Below are 21136 nucleotides of genomic sequence, written 5' to 3' on the forward strand. Positions count from 1 at the left end.
AACGATAAAATTGGGGGTTCTTGATTTTGTTATCTTTGTATTAAATAAACCTTTGTATTCATTTTGGTACCTCTCAAAGTGTCTTTAATACTTCTAGAGGGATTAATTTAAAATTTTGAAAATTATCTAGGTCATTTTCTGGAGAGGTTTATCATCATCAGAGATGAGCCTTTTTAGATGTTTCACTTTCCGTGTGAAGCCTTTGTTTTGAAAAAGAAAGAGCGTTTGATGATGATGCTTCCTACAAAAAACATTGACATATAAGAACAATTTATTGTTGTCGATGTTGAAGGAGAAAATCAAAAAAGTTCTTTTATGTACAACTTTTTTAGCGTGAATCCTTTCAATAGTTTTTTATCCGTTATAAAAAAGCGCGTCTTGTAGGGAAAGATTCTTTAAAAATTATAAAGGCGCGCTTTTGCTTAATCAGAGATCAAACACAAGATTGCTTTCTGCTTTTTAGGCTTAAGCTCTCTAAAGTTTTTTTAAAGCAGATATTCTTTTTCGTTGGAGATGTTTTGATCATGGTATGAGGGATTGTTTTCTGAGACCAGATCTTCTTTTGTGGCAATATTCGCTGTTAAGAGATCGGCATAAAAAAAGCTTATCGGCACTTGCAGTTTTTGAGCGATTTCTAGCAAACATTTTGCGCTGACACGATTTAAACCTTTTTCATATTTTTGGATTTGTTGGAAACTGACACCTAAAGTGTTTCCTAATGCCTTTTGAGAAAGCCCCATTGAAATACGTCTGTGACGAATTCTTTTGCCTATTGAAATGTCAATAAAATTTGGATTTTTAGTTGGCACTTTGCACCCCCTCCAGTTGCGAGCGCCCTCGCGTTAGTATTCCGGGAGTTTGAAAACACTGACTTGACTCAGCTTTTTGCTTTTAGTGCTAGGGCGCACCTGGACAGTGCAAAATCTCCCGGAATCCCGGGACCCCCACAACAGTGGGTTCAATTGTACGCTAGAGCTTAGGACCTTTAATCCCTTTTGATCGGTGCGTAGACGATCAAAATATCTTTTAAATAATAAAGTAATTTCAGAAGATTGGCAAGAAAAATGAAAATATTTCTATAACACTTAATTGCGTGTATAACGCTACAACCATATATTGTAAAAAGGGTAAGGAAGATATAATAGAAGGCTGTTGATTTACGGAAGAGACCCAAATAGTGGGGAATCTTACAAAGAAAATATATTAAACTATTCAAATATTGATAGCAAATTTATCCACTTTGGTATCTTAATTGTGGAGACAGTTATGGCAACATGATTTTGTCTGGCATTGTTGGGGGTGAAAAATCTATGGCATCGCAGAATTTTTAAATTGTGCTTAAACTTTAAAAACTGAAAAATAGAGGGGGAGTCCATGAATGAAATCATTATAACTGCTTTGCTGCTATGCACTGTAAGGAGTACGGCTGGTTTTGTTATCATTGATGATGATCAATTGCTACGTTGCAAAAAGTTCCTTGATGCCTTTAGGGTGCAAGAAATTCTTGATGCTTTTAGGGTGCAAAAAAGAAACAATAATCTAATCAGCTTTATTGACGAAAAAGTAGGAGCCGTATTTTGGCGCAAGTAAATGCAGCAATAAAAATCGCTTGCGGGTGCTTTTACTGGGTGATGGTATCGTGTCATTTGGGGGCTGGATTGATTATATCGTGATTTTGACCCTATCCGTGTTTTACTGGAAAGCTGATCAATATGATGTTGCTTTGATTGGGGCGGCAACATTATTACCTGGAATCGTTTTGTCTAAGCCAATTGGAATGTTGGTCAGTCACCGTTCTATGATCTATTGGTTGCGTGCGTCACTGCTGTTACGGGCACTGTGTACTATCGTTTTATTGATGGCTACGAGTCTGCAAGGATTTATTATATTGGCAGTCATTCGAGCGACATTCAATAGTATCGCTATTCCAGCAATTTCTGTTCTCAGTGCAAATTCTGTCCTTGAAAAAGAACGCAACCATTACTATTCTGTGCTTAACATGATCAATAGCGCAGCAAAAATGATCGGACCTGCTTTGGGAAGTGCTCTGTCTGTGCTTTTATCAGATACCTATACTTTATTATTTTCTGGTTTTTTGACATTCCTAGGCTTTATCGTGTTTTGTTGTCTTGGTACACAACCTGTCTCAATGCTAAGAATGAAAAAAGCGAACACCATGAAACTACAGCAGAGGCTTTATGGGACAGCTTGGTATGCCTATGTGGGGGTGATGTTCATTTATTTTGCCATAATCTTTATGGTGAATAATCAGTTGCCCGTTATTCTCAACGCAATGAAAATGAATAAACAAGCTCTTGGGATGCTGATATCCGCTTCAGCAATTGGTAATTTTCTCTATGGGTTTTGGCGTGTGAAAAAATCAAAGCATAACCCCCTTACAGGAAAAATATCGGAGTTATTAATGCCAGCCATGTCGACAATGGTTTGTTTTGTCATGATCTCGGTGTGTTTTTTTTACTTTGATTTACTCCATATCGAAACTTTGTTGCTCTGTTTTTTCCTTATTGGAATGGTCAGTGCGCGCTTTTCCATATCTTCTAACATTTATCTGGTAACCAATTTCAATGAACAAATTGGGGTCGCTTCCGGATGGGTGCAGTCTATACAAAATTTAGCGATGTTGGGGGCACCATTTATGGGAGCATTTGTTTTAAGCCATACTTCTTCGGGTAAGTTATTTCTTCTTTCTGGCGTGGTTGGATTATGCTGTTTATTGGGGATCAGGATGTTGGTGAACAGTTCTTTGTCAATTGTTTCTTCAAAATGATTGCTGTTTCTTGTGAATGATTGGCTCATCAATGAAACACGTATTTTATCCTATATATGCACCACCGCTCTTTGAGTTGTGTGATATCAGGCATGGAAAACTTTAAGGCGGGGGGTATTTTGACCACTGACCTGGTGTTCTTTTGAAGTTTTAAGCAAAAGATGAAAAATGCGTAACACGCACTGCTCTATTATTTTTTTTCGATGGTGTGTGTTTTTCTGCTTTAAAATTTTGTTCAAAGCTTTTTTAAACTGTTTTTATTGATCGCACTCTTGTTGATGGATAATCGATGGTAGAGCACGATGATTTCCACGATCAAATTTGTTATGTTCAGTTTTTTAATCAAGACAAAGACTTCTAAAACAAAATCCTTAACATGTTTTTGGTTAAAATTTTTGCTCTTGCGTTACAAAGGCACGTTTAAGTGGGGATCTATATTAAAAATAAAATATCATTGATGTCTTAATTTGGTTTTTTTCTTGATGATTCAAGTATAATATGGTTAACATTAAGTTAATTAATAGAAATAGATAATGAACTTTTTTCAAGAATTGTAATAAAAACTGTATTGGAATTTATTGATAAAAAGGATTATTTGGAATTTGAAGGGGGAGTATCATCTCATGGAATTAGCCACAAACGAGGAAATCATTAACAGCTGGTTTGCAAAGGGAGCTAAGGTTTACAATTGGCGCCTTCCAGAAGGCGCGAAGAGTTTCTATGAGTTTGAGAAAGATTCGTTAATAAGTGATGATAAACTTCAACATGAAATTTTGGCGTCTTTAATACGGGAAATGTCGTCAGATGTTTCTAATCCATTAAATATATTTTTTCAACAAGGTATTCCTTTTAGGGAGGGGCAAGGGGCGAAGGCTTTTGATGTTCTTAAGGGTGAGCATTGGATACCTGTTAAAAGGTGAGAAAGCGGTGAGCCATTTAAAGTGAATGATCCAGAAATTGAAGCATCATCTATACCAGATAAACGAAAAGATACCCATAGAGTTATAATAACGTGTGAACAAAGAGAGCGTGCTTTTAAAGAACAGTATGGGCTGCGCACTCTTTTAGATGAGATCAGGCCGAAATTCATAGAGATTGATGAACCTAAGAGTTATGATTGGTTGGAAAAATTATTGATCGTGCATTAAAAAGTGAAGGTGCATCGTTGCAAAAAACACAAGAAATCTACATTCCAGATATTCGTGATTTTCGTTTAGATGAAAAATCACATAACTGCGCTATAGAAATCATTCAAAAAGCAGTCAGGTTTCTTGAATTTCACCTACGTTTGTACAATGCTTGTTCTTTAAATGATCTTATATTCATTTTTGGCATCGGTGCTCAAAATCTTGATGAAATTATGAATATGTCGACAGTTTATGACGCTCAAAAGAACCTTTTAAAAGTAAGAAATTTTGGTAAGAACAATAGCGATGTTATTGGTCTTGCTATGTCAAAAAAAGCAATATCTATCGATGACTTCAAAGGAACAGGGCTGAGTGATTTTGATCTAGAAAGTTTGTCTACGAAAATCTTTTTTCATATTTGGCAATCGTCATCATTTCGTCCGTTTGAAACAATGATTGTCTTTAAAGCAGGGACTGATGATCAGATTAACCAAACAATAGAAATGTACGAAAACGTTAATAGAATGAAGTTCCAAAAAGAAGCAGAGGAAAAAGCTTTAAAAAGTGTAAAAGTGCTGTAAAAAAATAATGCGTTGAGGCATTCAAAAGTCATTGGAAAATTATAAATTACAACAAAAATACAGCTGATTATCCGGTCATGCCGTAAAACACTGTTCTTTAAGGTGTGATGGTGTTATGTATTGCGAAACTTTTAGGCGGGGGTATTTTAACCACTGACTTGGCGTTCTTTTGAAGTTCATATCACCAATTTTATGAAAGCGGGCGTGGAGTTTTAACTGTCAAAAAGTTTACTATCGGATGGTTGATATGAATTTATTTTTAAAAAAGAGTCCATTAGCTCTTTTTTCTTCTCTTTTTATTTCTAAAGTTGGCGACACTGCTTATGAAGTTGTTTTTATTCTACTTGTCTTAGAATTAACGGATAACGCCTTTTTGATAGGTCTTGTGTATTTTTTTCGCTTTATCCCTTTTCTCTTTTTTGGACCTGTAGGTGGTTGGTTAGCGGATAATTTTTCTTTGAAGAAAAATATGATCTTAAGTGAATTGGTGAGATTATTCGCCTCATTATTCGTTTTGATAACCACTATAACAGGAACGGCTCATATTATTATTCTTATTTTTGCAGCAATATTTACAACAATAGGAAGAAGTGTTTTTCAACCAAGTTTTCAAGCGGCTATCCCGAAAATGTTTTCAAGAAAGGATCTTACAAAGGCCAATAGCATTGCACAAATTATAGAGGAAACGGCATCTGTCATTGGTCCTTTAGTTTGTTCCCTCTTGCTTCTTTTCGCCAATAAATCAGCCGTTCTTATTTTTGATTTTTTTACCTATTTTATATCGATTATTGTGTTATTTAATCTCGTAAATTTCAACTCAAGTGAGAATAAACCCTTCAATTTTATAAAAATTTATCGAGAAACGGCTTCCTATCTTCAATATATTTCGACTGAAAATAAAAATTTATTTATTACGCTCGTTGGCTCGTCGTTTGCTATTCTCTTTACGGGTGCAATTTTAAGATTTTTAATTCCAGCTTTTGTTCTGTCTATGGGTGGAGAGGAAAGTTTTGTGAGTTCACTTTTTTCTCTCATGGCTGTTGGAATGATTATCGGTGGTGTGTTCTATCATAAAATTATATCCAAGGTTACATCATTAAAGCTCATGCTCTTTTGGCTTTTTTATGGGGGTGTTCTGTTTCTTATGCCTTTAGCTTCAATATTTTATTTAAAACTAATTTTAGGGCTCGCCTTTGTTTTAGGATTTATGGGTGCATTTGTGGATATTAGTTTAGTCTCAGCGCTTCAATTATATTCTCGTCGTGAAGATTTTGGTAAGAGTTTTGGAACCTTTTCAACTTTAGCGAACTCTGCTGAAGCTGTGTCTGGCCTTATTGCTGGACTTTTTGCATTTGTGGGATTGATGAGTTCTTTTTTAACGATGTCTGCTCTCATTATTTCTACTGGAATGATTGGCGTTATAAAAATTAAGAAAAATAAAGACATAACATCTCTTAACATTACTGGAGATGATGAGCGCTGTCGCTAATTTTATCAATTCAGATGTAAAAAATCTGAGTTGGCGTATCATGTTAAGCAAAAATTCATAAGGGAAAAGGTTTTTGTATTTGAAGAGGTGTGTCTTACGCAAAGTGCATATTATGCTTTTCCACAACAATGGCTTTTAAAAGCGAGAGAAATAGAAACAAAAGAGATCTTTTACTAAAAAAGTCTTTTAAAATAGCGCGTGATCATTAAAAAAATATATAAGAGCGGTTTACGCTTATATGCTATTTTTTTCATTGCTTTGTAAAGGGCGCGCTTCTGAAGCAAGCATAATGGGAATGCCATCACGAATAGGATAAGCAAGATTGGCTTTGAGAGAAATAAGCTCTTGTGTTTTTCGGTTAAAAGAAAGCGTTCCTTTCGTCATTGGGCAGACGAGCAATTCGAGCATTTTAGGATCTGTGGTCATTTTTTTCATGTTTTTACGTTTATTAGTTTAAACAGTAATCGGTACCTGTTTGTTTCATCAGTGAGCGTTCTGTTAATGCAAGAAGAGTTTGGGCACGGCTTGTGATATCTGGAGCTTCAAGGAGAGCTTGTTTTTCTACTGGTGTAAAGGGGATAAGAGCTGAAAAAGCATTAACCAATATAGGTGTAGGAGCTTCTATAATACTGCTCCAATTATATTCCATTTCATGGATCGTTAAATATTTTTCAACAACGTCGAGTAAGCTTTCTCGATTAATGCTTTCTTCCCTATCGAGTTCTTGTAAGTCTTTTATGTTTGATTGGATGAGAGCTGTTCGATAGGATTTAGTGTTTGTCAATTCTTGTTCTAAGGTGAAGCGGCAAACACCTTGTAATATAATGAACAGTTGTCCATTGCCTGTTTCACTGTAGTTTGTGATGCGTCCTATACAGCCTGTTTTATAAAGTTGTGTAGAAAAGCGGTCTGTACCCGATGAAAGGGGTTGAATAATGCCCAATAGACGATCGGATACCATAACGTTTTCAATCATTTCAAGAGATTCTGGTTCAAAAATATTGAGGGATAAAAAACCGCCGGGCAATAAGAGTGCACCTTCTAAAGGGAAAAGGGCAATTTGCTTTGGAAGATCATTTTCGCAATTGTAAGAGATATTACCAGCTTTCATGAGTATGTTGTGACCTTTATTCGGTAATTTTAATCTGTCAAGCGTTTGAAATTTATGACACTATTGAGAAAGCAGAAAATCTACTTCTTGTACATTAAAATCATACTATAAAATACTTGAAGTCCTTATTCTTAAAAAATATGAAACCCTATTGTTAAGATTGAATTGCACAAGACAGAATATTGCTTTGCGATCCTTTTAGTGTGTGACGTTTTACATGATTTTCAAGGGGCATTTTCGTCTATAGTTTTTGATTTTTATCTTAAATTTCCTAAAATCTGTTCCTTACAATTTTTGTAAGCTTCAAAAGGGCTCTATTATAAATCCTTTGAAGCAGCTTATGCAAGTTTTAAAATGAAAGCTCGTTTATCACTTTACTAATGACAGTGCGATAAAGATAGGTTATAGATTAGAATATGCTGGAAAGAACGTTGTCGTTTCTTTCATTCTTTTACGGGAGAGTGCAGATTGCAAATTTTCGCAGTGCCGCCGAAGGGGAAATAGCCCATAATCTCTCAGGCTTTAAGGACCGTAAAAGGAGGAAGGCAGATCTGGAAAGTCGGGAGAGCCCGCGCCGAAGGTGTAAGCGAAAAGTCTTTTCGCGAGTCTCTCAGGTTGATGACAGAGGGGTGCAGAAACGGCCATATTTATGGTGGATGTTAGCGCAGCTTTGGAGTTATTATGGGCACACAACAAGAAACATCTTTTTTAAAAACACTTCCTTTATATGATTTGCATGAAGAAGAAGGAGCAAAATTTGGTGGTTTTGCCGGATGGAATATGCCTTTAACTTATCCTCTTGGCGTTTTGAAAGAGCATCTTCATACGCGTGCACATGCAGGACTTTTTGATATTTCTCATATGAAATTGATTGCTGTTGAAGGGGCACAAGCCGTGGCGTTTTTATCCTATGCTTTTCCTATTGATGCGGCAGCTTTAAAGATTGGGCATTCACGGTATAATTACTTGCTTAATGAGAAGGCAGGTATTCTTGATGATCTTATCATTACTCGTTTGGCAGATGACCGTTTTATGTTGGTTGCTAATGCGGGGAATGCTCAGGCTGATTTTGTAGAATTGGAAAGCCGTGCTGTTGATTTTGACTGTCAAGTAATTGCCCTTGAAAGGGTTTTGCTTGCGCTTCAAGGTCCTGAAGCAGCAGCTGTTCTTGCTGATGCGGATTTACCAGGAAATGAATTGTTCTTTATGCAGGGATTTGAACCACAACAAGATTGGTTTATAACGCGTTCGGGGTATACGGGTGAGGATGGTTTTGAAATTGCTTTGCCCATAGGGCATGCACATATGTTGGCTGAAAAATTGCTGAGTGATTCTCGTGTTGAGTGGATTGGACTTGCCGCACGCGATAGCTTGCGGTTGGAAGCAGGGTTGTGTTTGCATGGAAATGATATTACCCCTGATACAACGCCTATTGATGCGGCTCTAACATGGGCTGTTCCTAAAAGTGTTCGAGAAAAAGCAAAATTTTATGGCGCAGAAGCTTTTCTTGAAGCGCTGCAAAAAGGACCTGCACGTTGTCGTGTTGGATTGAAACCACAAACGCGCCAACCCATTCGTGCTGGTGCGGTGCTCCTCGATGATCAAGGTAATGAGATTGGTGTGGTAACATCAGGCGGTTTTGGTCCTTCTTTTGATGGTCCTGTTGCCATGGGTTACGTTCCGGTTGACTGTAAAGCTGAAGAGACAGAAGTCTTTACGGAACTGCGAGGTAAAAAGATTGCACTCTCAGTTCATTCACTTCCCTTTGTTAAACAACGTTATTTTAAAGGATGATTTTTTATGTCTAAAACTTATTTTACACAAGACCACGAATGGCTTAGCGTTGAAGGACAAGTGGTGACTGTTGGCGTTACACATTATGCGCAAGAGCAATTAGGGGATTTGGTTTTTGTTGATTTACCACAAAGTGGAACAAAACTTTCCAAGGGGGAGGCGGCGGCTGTCGTGGAATCGGTGAAAGCAGCTTCAGATGTTTATTCTCCTCTTGATGGTGAAGTGGTCGAAATCAATGAAGCACTGTCGGGTAATCCTGAATTGGTAAACCAGAAAGCCGAAACAGAAGGTTGGTTATGGAAAATGACATTGCAGGATGAAACACAACTGGAAGGGTTGTTGGATGAAGATGCTTATAAGGCTCTGATTGGATGAGTGTCATGATCGAGCGTTCTTTTTCTTCTCACCATATTGGGCTGCGTCCTGATGAAACACAAAAAATGCTTGATGTTTTGGAGCTCGATAGTGTTGATACACTCATTTCTCAAGCGGTTCCAAACTCTATCCATTTGGGGCGTCCACTGAATCTTCCAAAAGCTGCGAGTGAGAACCAAGCCTTGGAAGAACTCTCCAAAATGATGGAGCGTAATTGTGTGCACAAAAGTTTTATTGGGCAAGGATATCATGGAACATTTGTGCCTCCGGTTATTTTACGAAATCTATTTGAAAATCCAGCTTGGTATACCGCTTATACCCCTTATCAAGCAGAAATTAGCCAAGGTCGTTTAGAGCTTTTATTTTATTTTCAGACATTGATTAGTGAACTGACTGGTTTGCCTGTTGCAGCGGCTTCTCTTCTTGATGAAGGAACCGCTTTGGCGGAAGCTAATGCTCTTGCTTTTCGCTTTTTCCGTGAGAAAAAAACAAAAATTTCTCTCCAGAGTCTTTTACACCCTCAGACTTTAAGTGTTGTGCAAACGCGTGCTGAAACACAAGGAATGCGTATTAGCCAAGAGAGGGAAATTTGTTCTGACACAGCGGCCATTGTTTTATCTTGGCCTGATACAAGAGGTTCTTTTCATGATTACAGTGAGGTCATAAAAGAGGCAAAAGACAAAGGAGCGCTGGTTATCGTTGTGGCTGATCCTTTAGCGCTTACTCTTATGGAAGCGCCCGCAAAATGGGGGGCTGATATTGTTGTTGGCTCTATGCAGCGTTATGGCGTTCCGATGGGGTTTGGGGGGCCGCATGCTGGTTACCTTGCGGTTAGTGATGCGCTCACACGTCTTATTCCAGGGCGTATAGTGGGGCAATCGGTGGATACAGAAGGGCGCGTTGGCTTTCGTTTAGCTTTGCAAACACGTGAACAACATATTCGCCGCGATAAAGCGACGTCAAATATTTGTACAGCGCAGGCTTTGTTGGCGAATATGGCAACCGCTTATGCTGTTTGGCATGGGCCAAAAGGCTTACAAGAGATTGCGAAGCGGATTCATTATTTAACATGTCGTTTTGTTGCAGGATTAGAGGCTTTAGGGATTCATGTTGAAGGGGAAAGCTTTTTTGATTGTGTAAGCGTTGTTGTGAAGGGAAAAGCGCGAGAGATTGCACATCAAGCCAAAATAAATGGACGCCTTGTTCGTGTTTTTGATGATGATACCATTATCATCAATTTTGATGAATTGTCGACAGAAGAAGATGCCTGTGTTTTAGCACAGCTGTTGGGGGCACAACTCGTTGATCAAGTTTCTCCGCGACTGTTTGGCAAAGAACGGGATGCTGCTTTTCTTTCTCAGCCCTTTTTTCATGCGGTTCATTCAGAGACAGATATGATGCGTTTTTTGCGTCGTTTGGCGGATAAAGATTTGGCACTTGATCGGGCTATGATCCCTCTTGGTTCTTGTACCATGAAGCTTAATGCAGCGGCTGAATTGATGCCTGTGAGTTGGGCAAGCATGGCTAATATACACCCTTTTGTTTCACAAGAGGATGCGGCGGGTTATTTGGAGATGATCAACCAGTTAAATGCGTGGTTGTGTGAAATTACAGGATTTGCACAAGTCTCTTTTCAGCCAAATTCTGGTGCTCAAGGTGAATATGGGGGGCTTTTGGCTATTCGACGCTATTACCATTCGCGGGGTGAACATCAACGGACAGTTTGTCTGATTCCGGCATCTGCACACGGTACCAATCCAGCTTCAGCACATATGGCAGGAATGGAAGTTGTCGTGGTGAAATGTTTAAGCGATGGTGATGTTGATGTAGATGATCTCAAAATGAAAGCACAATTGCATAAGGATAAATTGGCCGCTCTCATGATTACTTATCCTTCCACCCATGGTGTTTATGAGGAAAGCATTAAGGAAATTTGTTCTATTATTCATGAAAATGGTGGGCAAGTTTATTTTGATGGCGCTAATCTTAATGCACTTGTAGGGCTTGCGCGTCCTGCCGATATTGGTGCTGATGTTTGTCATATGAATCTGCATAAAACATTTGCTATTCCTCATGGGGGAGGGGGGCCTGGTATGGGGCCAATTGGGGTCGCAGCGCATCTTATGTCCTTCTTACCAGGGCATGAACAAGATGGCACAACCCATGCGGTTTCGGCTGCTCCTTATGGAAGTGCCTCTATTCTCGCAATTACGTGGATGTATATTCGAATGATGGGCGCTGATGGCTTAAAATATGCAACACAGATAGCTATTTTAAATGCTAATTATATTGCTGCACGTCTTTCATCTGCCTATTCCATTCTTTATCGAGGCAAACATGGACGTGTTGCTCACGAATGTATTGTGGATACACGTGTGTTGAAAGATCAGTATGGGGTAAGTGTTGATGATATTGCAAAACGTCTCATTGATTATGGATTCCATGCGCCCACGATGTCGTTTCCTGTTCCTGGAACTTTGATGATTGAGCCAACGGAATCAGAACCAAAAGCAGAGATTGATCGACTTTGTGATGCATTACTCTCTATTGCTGAAGAAGCAAAAAAAGTTGGGAATGGCGTTTGGCCAAAAGATAATAATCCATTGGTGAATGCGCCTCATACAGTCGCAGATACTTTAGATGATGCTTGGGGGCGTCCCTATTCGCGACAAGAAGCTGCTTTTCCAAATAGCTCTCTTGATCCAGCCAATAAATATTGGCCTCCTGTATCGCGTATTGATAATGTTGCAGGAGACAGAACGCTCATTTGTTCGTGTCCGCCATTGGGAAATAGTTATTAGATAAAAATATATATTCAATTTGTTTATTTGTATCAAAGAAAACCCACGCATTTTGTGTGGGTTTTGTGCTTATTAATTGTTGCTATGGCTTTATTGATCTATTTTTTAGAATTTCTCCTTGTTTTTATAACATAAGCAAAATCGAAAAATTTTACAAAAAAGCTGCGTTGTGTAGGCAATATATGCTCTTCTTTTTCTTCTATCATATGACTTTGTTTTAGTGATGAGGTGCAGTGCGGTTGTTGTTAGCCAGCCAATTCACGTAAATGAGAGCGAAACTTATGGGGATAGATGATATTGCAAAACGTCTCATTGATTATGGATTCCATGTGCCCACGATGTCGTTTCCTGTTCCTGGAACTTTGATGATTGAGCCAACGGAATCAGAACCAAAAGCAGAGATTGATCGACTTTGTGATGCATTACTCTCTATTGCTGAAGAAGCAAAAAAAGTTGGGAATGGCGTTTGGCCAAAAGATAATAATCCATTGGTGAATGCGCCTCATACAGTTGCAGATACTTTAGATGATGCTTGGGGGCGACCCTATTCGCGACAAGAAGCTGCTTTTCCAAATAGCTCTCTTGATCCAGCCAATATTTAAAGGCATGCGAAACTCTGTTGTTACATCTCGTCGAGCTTTCATATTTTCGAGTTAAGATTTCGCGCCAAGAATTATCTCAATATTTCTCTTCAATCTGCTTTTTATGAAGAAGACGCAAAGAATATGTCATAATACTTGTCAGAATAAGTAAACGCAAAGCCAAATGGTGTCATGATTGCTTTTGCAGAGCCTTTTGTAAAAAAATCGGCACCTCTTTCCAGTCCATTGCCTAGTTTATTGTTCGTCAGTTTTTGACTTTATGGTATTATTTTCCTGAGAGCGCTTGTGTTTTAGCTGTTGCCTATCTAATCAACAGCCAAACCTTACATAGCAGCATATTCGAGCCAAAGATTAAGGCGAACAAGAGGTTTGATGGCTCGTGCCAGTTTTTGCCAATTTTTGCCAGTTTTTATATGCTTGTAGGTTAGATGAGGGTGAGGGGATTGTGTCTCTTCGTTGGCATAATCTTTGAGACTGGAAGATAATCTTATTTTGGAAAAATGTAAAAGCTGTAAAGGTGAACATTAATCCTTCGTTTATCATCTCCTTTTAATTTAGCTTTACAGATTTCAAAAGCATCCCAAACAATGTTTTTTAAGAAATTACACATTGTCTCATGCTTTTGTTTATTGTGTTCTTTAATGGGGGTACGATCCTCATGTGAAATAGAACACCCCAAACAGAATATCCCCCAAAAGAATATATTTGGGTTGTTAATTCACTTTGTTTTAAAGAGTCCTTTCCGCTCTCAATCTTATTTCGAAAGGGTGCTTTGTGAACGGTACAATGATAAATCTATTGAGCATTTTTCTTTTTACGCTTCATAAAGGAGAAAGCCGGCATCACTCACCCCTCCCATTATGGCGCACTCGCTAGTGTCTAATGGTTATAAGCCCTTGAGATGGTTTATAAGAAGTATTTATTCCCTTATTAAATGACTTTCATATAGTCTAGGTTGTAGTATGCAAACAAATGATTTTGGTTTCTTTATGGTGAACAAGCCTAAAAGCGAGAGAAACTTGACGAGATTGGCTGTCTTGTTTGGTATGTAGAGAATGAATATTTTGACCTCATTGGGTATTCATTTTAAAAACTTGGCAATCGATTCTTTTCCGTTAATTGATGTGAGAAAGAGGTTTAATTTTTGTGTTTTAGGTGAAGTCTACTTTTATTAAAACAGCTCATCAATTTGTTTATTGGGGGATCTTTGTGAATATGCGGTGTCTCATAACCATTTTATGCGATTGATTGTTGTAAAATCTTTCTGAGAAGTTCTCTAAAATAATGATTTTTATTCGTTTATTTATTTAAAAAGTCTTTCATGTGTAAATATATTTATAGCGTGTTCCAAGAAATGTTAGAATTTCATTGGGAAGGGTGTTGGCATCTGTAGACACTTTTTCAGGTGTTTGATGGGGACCAATGAGTTCGACCCAGTCACCCGTTTGAGGTTTTTGATCAAGTTCGGTCGTATCTACAATAATAGAATCCATAGAAACGCGTCCAACCATGGGAAGTTTGTGCCCATGGAAATAAACGCTACCTTTATTCGAAAGGGAACGCAGCCACTTTATAAAACAGCTCATCAACTTGTTTATTGGGGGATCTTTGTGAATATGCGGTGTCTCATAACCATTTTATGCGATTGATTGTTGTAAAATCTTTCTGAGAAGTTCTCTAAAATAATGATTTTTATTCGTTTATTTATTTAAAAAGTTTTTCATGTGTAAATATATTTATAACGTGATCCAAGAGACGTTAAAATTTCATTGGGAAGGGTGTTGGCATCTGTAGACACTTTTTCAAGTGTTTGATGGGGACCAATGAGTTCGACCCAGTCACCTTTTTGAGGTTTTTGATCAAGTTCGGTCGTATCTACAATAATAGAATCCATAGAAACGCGCCCAACCATGGGAAGTTTGTGCCCATGGAAATAAACGCTACCTTTATTCGAAAGAGCACGCAGCCAACCATCTGCATAGCCAACAGAAATGGTTGCAAGAGTGCTTGGTCTGTTGGTGATAAAACTTTCTCCATAACCAACAGGTGTGCCTACATCAACAACACGGTTTTGAAGAACTTGGGCTTCAAGTTTTAAAACAGGTTTTAGAAGAGATGGGTATTTTTCTGAGGGGTCGATTCCGTAAAGTGCAATACCGGGGCGAACAAGATCAAAATAAAAATCTGAGCTTAAAAAAATACCTCCAGAATTAGCAAAGGAAGCTTTACAAGGCGGCAGTTGTGCAAGGATCGTTTTGAAAGAAGTTAATTGGGTATAATTTGATGGGTGCGTATCATCTTCTCCGTTAGAAAGATGACTGAGAATATATTTTATGTCTGCGGTTTCAAAAATTGTAGGATGTTTGATGAGTTTTTGTAATTCTTCTTGATCAAGTCCTAATCGGTTCATATGGGTATCGATTTGAACAATTGCGGGAAATTTTTTACCCTTTTTTTGACAAATCTTTTGCCAAATTTCAATGGTATTCCAAGAGTTTAGAACAGGAACAATACCAGACTGTGCGACAAACTCTTCTGCTAAGTGTGGAAGCCCATTCAGAAGAGCAATTGTGACATTTGATGGTAAAATGCTTTTTAAGTGCAATGCTTCTCTGATTTGGGCGACAAAAAAAGTACGACAACCAGCTTGATAAAGGGCAGGAGCAATTTTGTGAGCGCCTAGACCATAGGCATTTGCTTTTACTACGGCTGAACATTGTGTTGGCCCTACACGTTTGGCTAAAGTGATATAATTGGCAACAATGGCGCTGACATCAATGGTGGCTACAGCTGCATAGAGGGATGTGTTTATTTCATCATTAACGGATTTATTCATTTTAAAATCTTAATCTTTGTTTGTGAGTACGGTGTTTTTTTGGTTATTTCACAGAGGTTTCTTATGATATAAGACAAGATACTGTTGGCTGCGGTCAAAATCATCAATCTCCCATACTGAATTATGCACCATGAAAGTTATTTTTTATCTAAAATGGTACTTTGGATCTAAGAGATATTTTAGTTTTATTTTTGTTGTTAGCAACATGGTGTTTTCTGATAATTTGTGAAACATAGACTTTTGGTTTTTACTTATTTTCTCTTGTTGAGGCATATTAAAAAAATACAGCTTCATTTATTGTATTGTATCATTCTGAAGAGTGCAATGTCACGCTGTTGTTGCGGGTGGGGTGAGTGTTTTTCTTAAAACAGCATGGCCTGGTGATGCAAGAGAATACAAAATGATAAATTATCCACTCTCAATCAATGAATTATTAGCAATGACTTACAGTTTTTTTATCACAAGGAGGGGAGGAATCACTCATCTAGACAATTTGAGCATTAACTTATGCGCTTAAAGTTATTTTAGTTAAATGGGTAAAGAGTGTATAAGCACTTTATGATATATTAAAACTGTCGATTTGGATATTATTTGTTTTCAAGATGGATTGGTCTTCAATATTGTTTTTTATCTTTTTGTCGGTTTTAAATGAAATAAATTTTAGGAATCATAGAGTGCGTTAGACTTATTTATCTATGGAAAAAACCTTATAAACAAAGATCAGAAAACAATGAGTGTAATGTTGGAATTTTGTTGGGAGGGCGTGCGGCTATCGTTCAATCAAAAGAGTTTTAACTCCCTTATTTTAAGGTGTTTGGTTATAAATTTTGTAAAGCGACAGAATATTATAGCGTTATACTGGACACATAACATTATGTATTGAAGAATTGGAAAAGAGTGCAGTGACTGTTTAACACTCGAAGTTTTTTTCTTTAAATATGGTTTGTATACGCATTTTTTTCATTCGATTAACTTTGACATAAAGGTGTTAATCTTAGGGCTTTTGTTTTAAGAAAATTGTTGGCAGATGGTTGTACAAGTACTATATCACATCAAGGATTCGAAATTTAACGTTCAAGAAAGATATGGGGAAGAGTATGAATACGTCTGCTACCAATGTTCCGTCAAACATCAGCAGCGTTGCTTCGAATTTTCCGATTCCTGAGAATGTGTTCGCACTTACTGTCCAAGAGGTTCATCACTATACAGATCGGTTATTTAAATTCCGCTTGAATCGTCCGGAAAGTTTTCGTTTTCGATCGGGTGAATTTGTTATGATCGGTTTGCCAAATGCAGAAAAGCCGGTGTATCGCGCTTATTCGATTGCAAGTCCCTTTTGGGATGAACAGCTTGAGTTTTTTTCGATAAAAGTTCCAGGCGGGCCATTAACCGAGCATCTGCAAAAAATTAAAATTGGTGATACCGTTCTCATGCGTAAAAAACCTACAGGAACACTGGTTCTTGATGCTCTTATCCCTGGAAAACGCCTTTATCTTCTTTCAACAGGTACAGGAGTTGCCCCTTTTGCAAGCCTTATTCGTGATCCCGACACTTATGAGAAATTTTCAGAAGTTGTTCTTATTCAAACAACGCGTGAAAAGAATGAGTTGACTTATGCCAAAGACCTTGTTTGCTCTTTGCAACAGGATCCACTCATTGGTGCATATGCACAACAGTTGAAATTTTATCCTATGACCACGCGTGAACCTTCCGAGCATATGGGGCGCATTACCACTGTTATGGAGAGTGGGTGCTTTTTTGAAACCACGGGCCTTCCCAAAATTAACCCTGATGAAGATCGGGTAATGATTTGTGGTTCCATGGCCATGTTAAAAGATTGCGCAAGAATGTGTGAAGGTTTTGGTCTTGTTGAAGGGGCCAATAATGCTCCCGCAACCTATGTTGTAGAGCGCGCTTTTGTAGGGTGATGGTGGGGGTTGGTGCTTTTTTGAAAAAACTGACCTAATCTTTTTTCAATCGGTACAGAGGTTGCTCCTTTTGCAAGCCTTATTCGTGATCCTGACACTTATGAGAAATTTTCAGAAGTTGTTCTTATTCAAACAACGCGTGAAAAGAATGAGTTGACTTATGCCAAAGACCTTGTTTGCTCTTTGCAACAAGATCCACTCATTGGTGCATATGCACAACAGTTGAAATTTTATCCTATGATCACGCGTGAACCTTCTGAGCATATGGGGCGCATTACCACTGTTATGGAGAGTGGGTGCTTTTTTGAAACCGCGGGCTTTCCCAAAATTAACCCTGATGAAGATCGGGTAATGATTTGTGGCCCCATGGCCATGTTAAAAGATTGCGCAAGGATGTGTGAAGGTTTTGGTCTTGTCGAAGGGGCCAATAATGCTCCTGTAATCTCAAGTTGTAGAGCGCGCTTTTTTTGAGAGAGGGGAGAGTTGCGTTGCACTCTGCGCTAACGTATGAATTGAATCCCAATCCTTTATTGCAATGAGCTGTTGGGGTGCTATCCAAGAACCGCCAACACAAAAAACATTAGGAAGTTGGAGCCATTGCGTTGCACTTTGTTGTGTTATACCCCCTGTTGGGCAAAAGAAGACTTCAGAGAAGGGAGATGCTAAGGCTTGGATAAAGGCAATACCTCCAGAGGCTTTGGCAGGGAAAAATTTAAGATATGTATAGCCTTTATCTAATGCTTGCATGAGTTCACTTGGGGTTATTGCTCCGGGAAGAAGGGGGATTTCACTGTTTTTTGCACAATTGATTAATTCATTGGATAATCCGGGGCTTACGATAAATTTTGCTCCAGCTTGTTCAGCTTGTTCGTAGTGTGTTGTGTTGAGAATTGTTCCTGCTCCAACAATTGCTTCAGGAACTTTTTGGGTAATTGCCTTAATTGCTTGGAGGGCGTTTGGTGTTCGCAAGGTGATCTCAATTGTTTTTAATCCACCTTTGACAAGAGAACGCGCTAAGGGTACAGCACTTTGTATATTGTCAATGAGCAAAACAGGGATAACGGTTTGTCCATGGAGAAGTGTTAAAAGGTTGTCTATTTTTTGGCACATGATGTTTTTTCTTCTTGGAAAAAATATGATTTAATATAGTTTGATTAAGCACAATATGTTAAAGAGTAAATGAATAGATCTTGAGATTGGATGAAACGCGCGTTATGGCAAAACACATGAAAAAGAATTTTAAAGTTGCTGCACTTTATTGCTTTGCAGATTTGAAGCATTATCGTCAATTACAAAAGCCTTTGCAGGATTTGTGTAAAGCAAATAATATTAAAGGGACCCTCCTTTTAGCACAAGAGGGAATTAATGGAACTGTTGCTGGTTCTTGTGAAGCAATTGAGGCGTTGGTGGATTTTATTACGGCTGAGCCAGCTTTTCAAACGCCGGAGATTAAATATTCATGGGCATCAAAAATGCCTTTTCATCGCATGAAGGTGCGGTTGAAAAAAGAAATTGTGACAATGGGGGTTGAAGGGGTTGATCCGTTAAAAGTTGTGGGGACTTATGTGGATCCTGAAGATTGGAATGCTCTTATTCAAGATGAAGAAACAATTTTGATCGATACGCGGAATGATTATGAATATGCCATTGGGAGTTTTCAAGGAGCCATTGATCCACGGATTAAAACATTTCGCGAGTTTCCGGAATGGGTGCGTCAACATGAGGCTGATTTAAAGAAGAAAAAGAAAATTGCTATGTTTTGTACAGGCGGTATTCGCTGTGAAAAATCAACAGCGTATGTTCGTGAACTTGGTTATGAGCAAGTGTACCATTTAAAAGGAGGAATTCTGAAATATTTAGAAAAAATTCCAAAAAAAGAAAGTTTATGGTGGGGAGAATGCTTTGTTTTTGATGAGCGGGTTTCTGTGCAACATGGTCTTGAAGAATGTGGACGCGAACTCTGTCGCGCGTGTCGTTCTCCTTTGAATGCTGAAAGCAAATTATCGCCTCATTATGAGGAGGGTGTTTCCTGTGATGCTTGTTATAACACGCGCAGTGAAGCTGATAGAGAACGCTTTCGTGAGCGCCATAGGCAATTCCAATTGTTGAAGTTGCGTGCGATTGAATCGCATCAAGGGACATAAAGATATCATCGTGTAGGGATTTTTAATCTCCTAGAAAAAGTTTTATAAGACCGGATGTTGTTCGGTCTTTTTTGGGGGCTGCGTAAAATTATTCAGTTTATAAATAATCATTATAGATCGTTTGCTCTCCTTGGTTTTATAGGATTGAGTATTGCGGATACTTTTTATTTTAAAATAGAAACATCATTTACCAACAGTTTAGCACATTGATCTCTAATAATCGACTGTTTACATATTGAATAAGGGATCTAAATATCGTGAGGATTCTCTCATTTCAAGTCTGTTGTGTGTTGAATCAGTCAAAACTATGTTTTTTTGTACGTTACAAGTGGGGAAAGTCGTATGGAGTAAAACGATACAAGTAAGATATGTCTCTTATGAATCGTCTCAAATTTTAAAGGCTGTCGCAACATTGAGGGCTCAGAGTGTGATGATGTTTGGCTTGCTCTTTTATAAAGCCTAAAGATGGTGGGGGCCAATAGATTTTATATTATTCCATAGGGGTACCGTTATAGCATCATTCACGAGTGCTGGTGCAAAATGGGCTCGAGCGCTTTTAAGAAATATTTTTTTAAAGAAAGCCGATGAAGATGTAACCCAAGTATATTCTATGTGCGGTATTCTCTTTTACATGAGGGGCGTGATCCCATTAAAGAAGCGATAAACAAAAGCGCGAGGCAATGCGTAATTTTCATGACTTAAAAGGCATTGCTTTTGCTGCTTTTGAAAATCGTAAAGCTGAATGAAATAATAACAGTAAACATGAATACTGGTTTTAAAATTTCATACTCTTCCCAAATTACGCTGTCTGTCCGATTTACTATAGGGGAGGGAGAGCTATAGTTTTTAAGAGAAAAGCGTGTGAGTGAATAAGATGTGATTTCATTTTTTAGAAAAGATGAAAAAGCAGCTTGTCAGGTTTAAGAGAAATAGAATGATAGCGGAGTTTATAATTTCAGAGCTTAAATATAGTGCGTTGATTTATAATGATAATTCAATTTGAATAAAAGAGTTAAATAGCGTGAAATGATTTTTTTCAGATTGGATGATGACGAATCAAAAGAATCTCATTCACTTGTACATTACATGTAGAAGCCATGTATGGGCAAAAACTATAAAATCACATAATAGTCTCAATGTAAGCGTTTTTGAAATATGAGGCTTTGGCAGATAGAATGGGGGCGTTTGTTTATCATTTCATAAATATAAAGATGAGGGATACACAGTTGAATGATATCATAGCAGCTCTATTATACGGGGGATTTTGTGTGATATCTTGCTTAAGGATGCGATGAAATGGACGTTGGAAACACGGATGTTTTTTAGGATATTGATGAGCAAGATCATGGTGTTTTGTTGGAGGCGGATGTCATGATTTTCAAGGATGATGATGCTTTGGTCTGGATATCTTAAGATTCCAATGTTGGTATTCTTGGCATTTAAGAGGCTTCATAAGATATATTTTATTCTCTTTTAACTGTTTTTGTAGCTACACATGCTGTTTTCTACTTGTGATGTACAAGAGAGATGATTTTGATTGCTTCATTAATCAAGAGGGGA

At 38.0% G+C, this 21136-nt stretch carries 15 protein-coding genes, 4 pseudogenes and 2 riboswitches; of the genes and pseudogenes, 13 read left to right on the plus strand and 6 right to left on the minus strand.

What is annotated here, in order from left to right; genetic code table 11:
* Positions 1-422 precede the first annotated feature (422 nt).
* Positions 423-809: pseudogene (locus CEV08_RS05210) on the minus strand (helix-turn-helix domain-containing protein).
* A gap of 565 nt (positions 810-1374) precedes the next feature.
* On the opposite strand from CEV08_RS05210, the gene CEV08_RS05215 reads away from it, so the two are divergent.
* From CEV08_RS05215 to CEV08_RS05240, 6 genes are all read left to right on the plus strand, one after another.
* Positions 1375-1590, plus strand: a complete 216-nt coding sequence (locus CEV08_RS05215) for a hypothetical protein (RefSeq protein ID WP_100130661.1) — start codon at positions 1375-1377, stop codon at positions 1588-1590.
* 25 nt (positions 1591-1615) lie between these two features.
* Complete coding sequence (locus CEV08_RS05220; protein ID WP_245407044.1) at positions 1616-2788, plus strand: MFS transporter; 1173 nt, start codon at positions 1616-1618, stop codon at positions 2786-2788.
* Positions 2789-3411: 623 nt separating this feature from the next.
* Positions 3412-3708, plus strand: coding sequence for a hypothetical protein (locus CEV08_RS05225; RefSeq protein ID WP_100130662.1), 297 nt, complete (start codon positions 3412-3414; stop codon positions 3706-3708).
* A 21-nt stretch (positions 3709-3729) separates the two neighbouring features.
* Positions 3730-3936, plus strand: coding sequence for a hypothetical protein (locus CEV08_RS05230; RefSeq protein ID WP_100130663.1), 207 nt, complete (start codon positions 3730-3732; stop codon positions 3934-3936).
* The gene (locus CEV08_RS05235; RefSeq protein ID WP_100130664.1) at positions 3906-4496 is read left to right on the plus strand and encodes a hypothetical protein; all 591 of its coding nucleotides are present in this window, start codon (positions 3906-3908) and stop codon (positions 4494-4496) included. The genes CEV08_RS05230 and CEV08_RS05235 overlap by 31 nt, the downstream gene beginning before the upstream one ends.
* 247 nt (positions 4497-4743) lie before the next feature.
* Entirely contained in the window at positions 4744-5985 is a 1242-nt protein-coding gene (locus CEV08_RS05240) for an MFS transporter (RefSeq protein WP_100130680.1), read from the plus strand.
* 234 nt (positions 5986-6219) lie between these two features.
* Here CEV08_RS05240 and CEV08_RS05245 read toward each other — a convergent pair whose 3' ends face one another.
* Positions 6220-6420, minus strand: a complete 201-nt coding sequence (locus tag CEV08_RS05245) for a Trm112 family protein (protein WP_100130665.1) — start codon at positions 6418-6420, stop codon at positions 6220-6222.
* Positions 6421-6433: 13 nt separating this feature from the next.
* Complete coding sequence (locus tag CEV08_RS05250) at positions 6434-7096, minus strand: LON peptidase substrate-binding domain-containing protein (RefSeq protein WP_100130666.1); 663 nt, start codon at positions 7094-7096, stop codon at positions 6434-6436.
* A 444-nt stretch (positions 7097-7540) separates the two neighbouring features.
* Positions 7541-7638, plus strand: a riboswitch (glycine riboswitch).
* A gap of 1 nt (position 7639) precedes the next feature.
* A riboswitch (glycine riboswitch) is annotated at positions 7640-7731 on the plus strand.
* A gap of 46 nt (positions 7732-7777) precedes the next feature.
* Between CEV08_RS05250 and gcvT the strand changes: the two genes are divergently transcribed.
* The 4 genes and pseudogenes from gcvT to CEV08_RS05270 form a co-directional block, all read left to right on the plus strand.
* The gene (gene gcvT, locus CEV08_RS05255; protein ID WP_100130667.1) at positions 7778-8890 is read left to right on the plus strand and encodes a glycine cleavage system aminomethyltransferase GcvT; all 1113 of its coding nucleotides are present in this window, start codon (positions 7778-7780) and stop codon (positions 8888-8890) included.
* Between the two features lie 6 nt (positions 8891-8896).
* A complete protein-coding gene (gcvH, locus tag CEV08_RS05260) occupies positions 8897-9265 on the plus strand; it encodes a glycine cleavage system protein GcvH (RefSeq protein WP_100130668.1) in 369 nt (122 codons plus the stop codon).
* A 5-nt stretch (positions 9266-9270) separates the two neighbouring features.
* Positions 9271-12066 (plus strand): aminomethyl-transferring glycine dehydrogenase, encoded by a 2796-nt coding sequence (gene gcvP, locus CEV08_RS05265; RefSeq protein WP_100130681.1) that lies wholly within the window; start codon positions 9271-9273, stop codon positions 12064-12066.
* 281 nt (positions 12067-12347) lie between these two features.
* Positions 12348-12662 (plus strand): annotated as a pseudogene (locus CEV08_RS05270) (glycine dehydrogenase (aminomethyl-transferring)); the annotation flags it as partial.
* A 1325-nt stretch (positions 12663-13987) separates the two neighbouring features.
* Here CEV08_RS05270 and CEV08_RS05280 read toward each other — a convergent pair.
* Positions 13988-14236, minus strand: a pseudogene (locus CEV08_RS05280) (alanine racemase C-terminal domain-containing protein); the annotation flags it as partial.
* Positions 14237-14388: 152 nt separating this feature from the next.
* On the minus strand, positions 14389-15504 hold the full coding sequence (gene alr, locus CEV08_RS05285; protein ID WP_100130670.1) for an alanine racemase: 1116 nt from the start codon (positions 15502-15504) through the stop codon (positions 14389-14391).
* A gap of 1097 nt (positions 15505-16601) precedes the next feature.
* Here alr and CEV08_RS05290 point away from each other — a divergent pair.
* A complete protein-coding gene (locus CEV08_RS05290) occupies positions 16602-17432 on the plus strand; it encodes a ferredoxin--NADP reductase (protein ID WP_100130671.1) in 831 nt (276 codons plus the stop codon).
* A 39-nt stretch (positions 17433-17471) separates the two neighbouring features.
* Positions 17472-17943, plus strand: a pseudogene (locus tag CEV08_RS05295) (ferredoxin--NADP reductase); the annotation flags it as partial.
* Here CEV08_RS05295 and eda read toward each other — a convergent pair.
* The gene (gene eda, locus CEV08_RS05300; protein WP_100130672.1) at positions 17877-18542 is read right to left on the minus strand and encodes a bifunctional 4-hydroxy-2-oxoglutarate aldolase/2-dehydro-3-deoxy-phosphogluconate aldolase; all 666 of its coding nucleotides are present in this window, start codon (positions 18540-18542) and stop codon (positions 17877-17879) included. The pseudogene CEV08_RS05295 and the gene eda overlap by 67 nt on opposite strands.
* Before the next feature lie 116 nt (positions 18543-18658).
* Here eda and CEV08_RS05305 point away from each other — a divergent pair, with 116 nt between their 5' ends.
* Positions 18659-19576 (plus strand): rhodanese-related sulfurtransferase, encoded by a 918-nt coding sequence (locus CEV08_RS05305; protein WP_100130682.1) that lies wholly within the window; start codon positions 18659-18661, stop codon positions 19574-19576.
* Positions 19577-21136 lie beyond the last annotated feature (1560 nt).

The sequence above is a fragment of the Bartonella tribocorum genome, from assembly GCF_002778015.1.
Taxonomy (GTDB): Bacteria; Pseudomonadota; Alphaproteobacteria; order Rhizobiales; family Rhizobiaceae; genus Bartonella; species Bartonella tribocorum_B.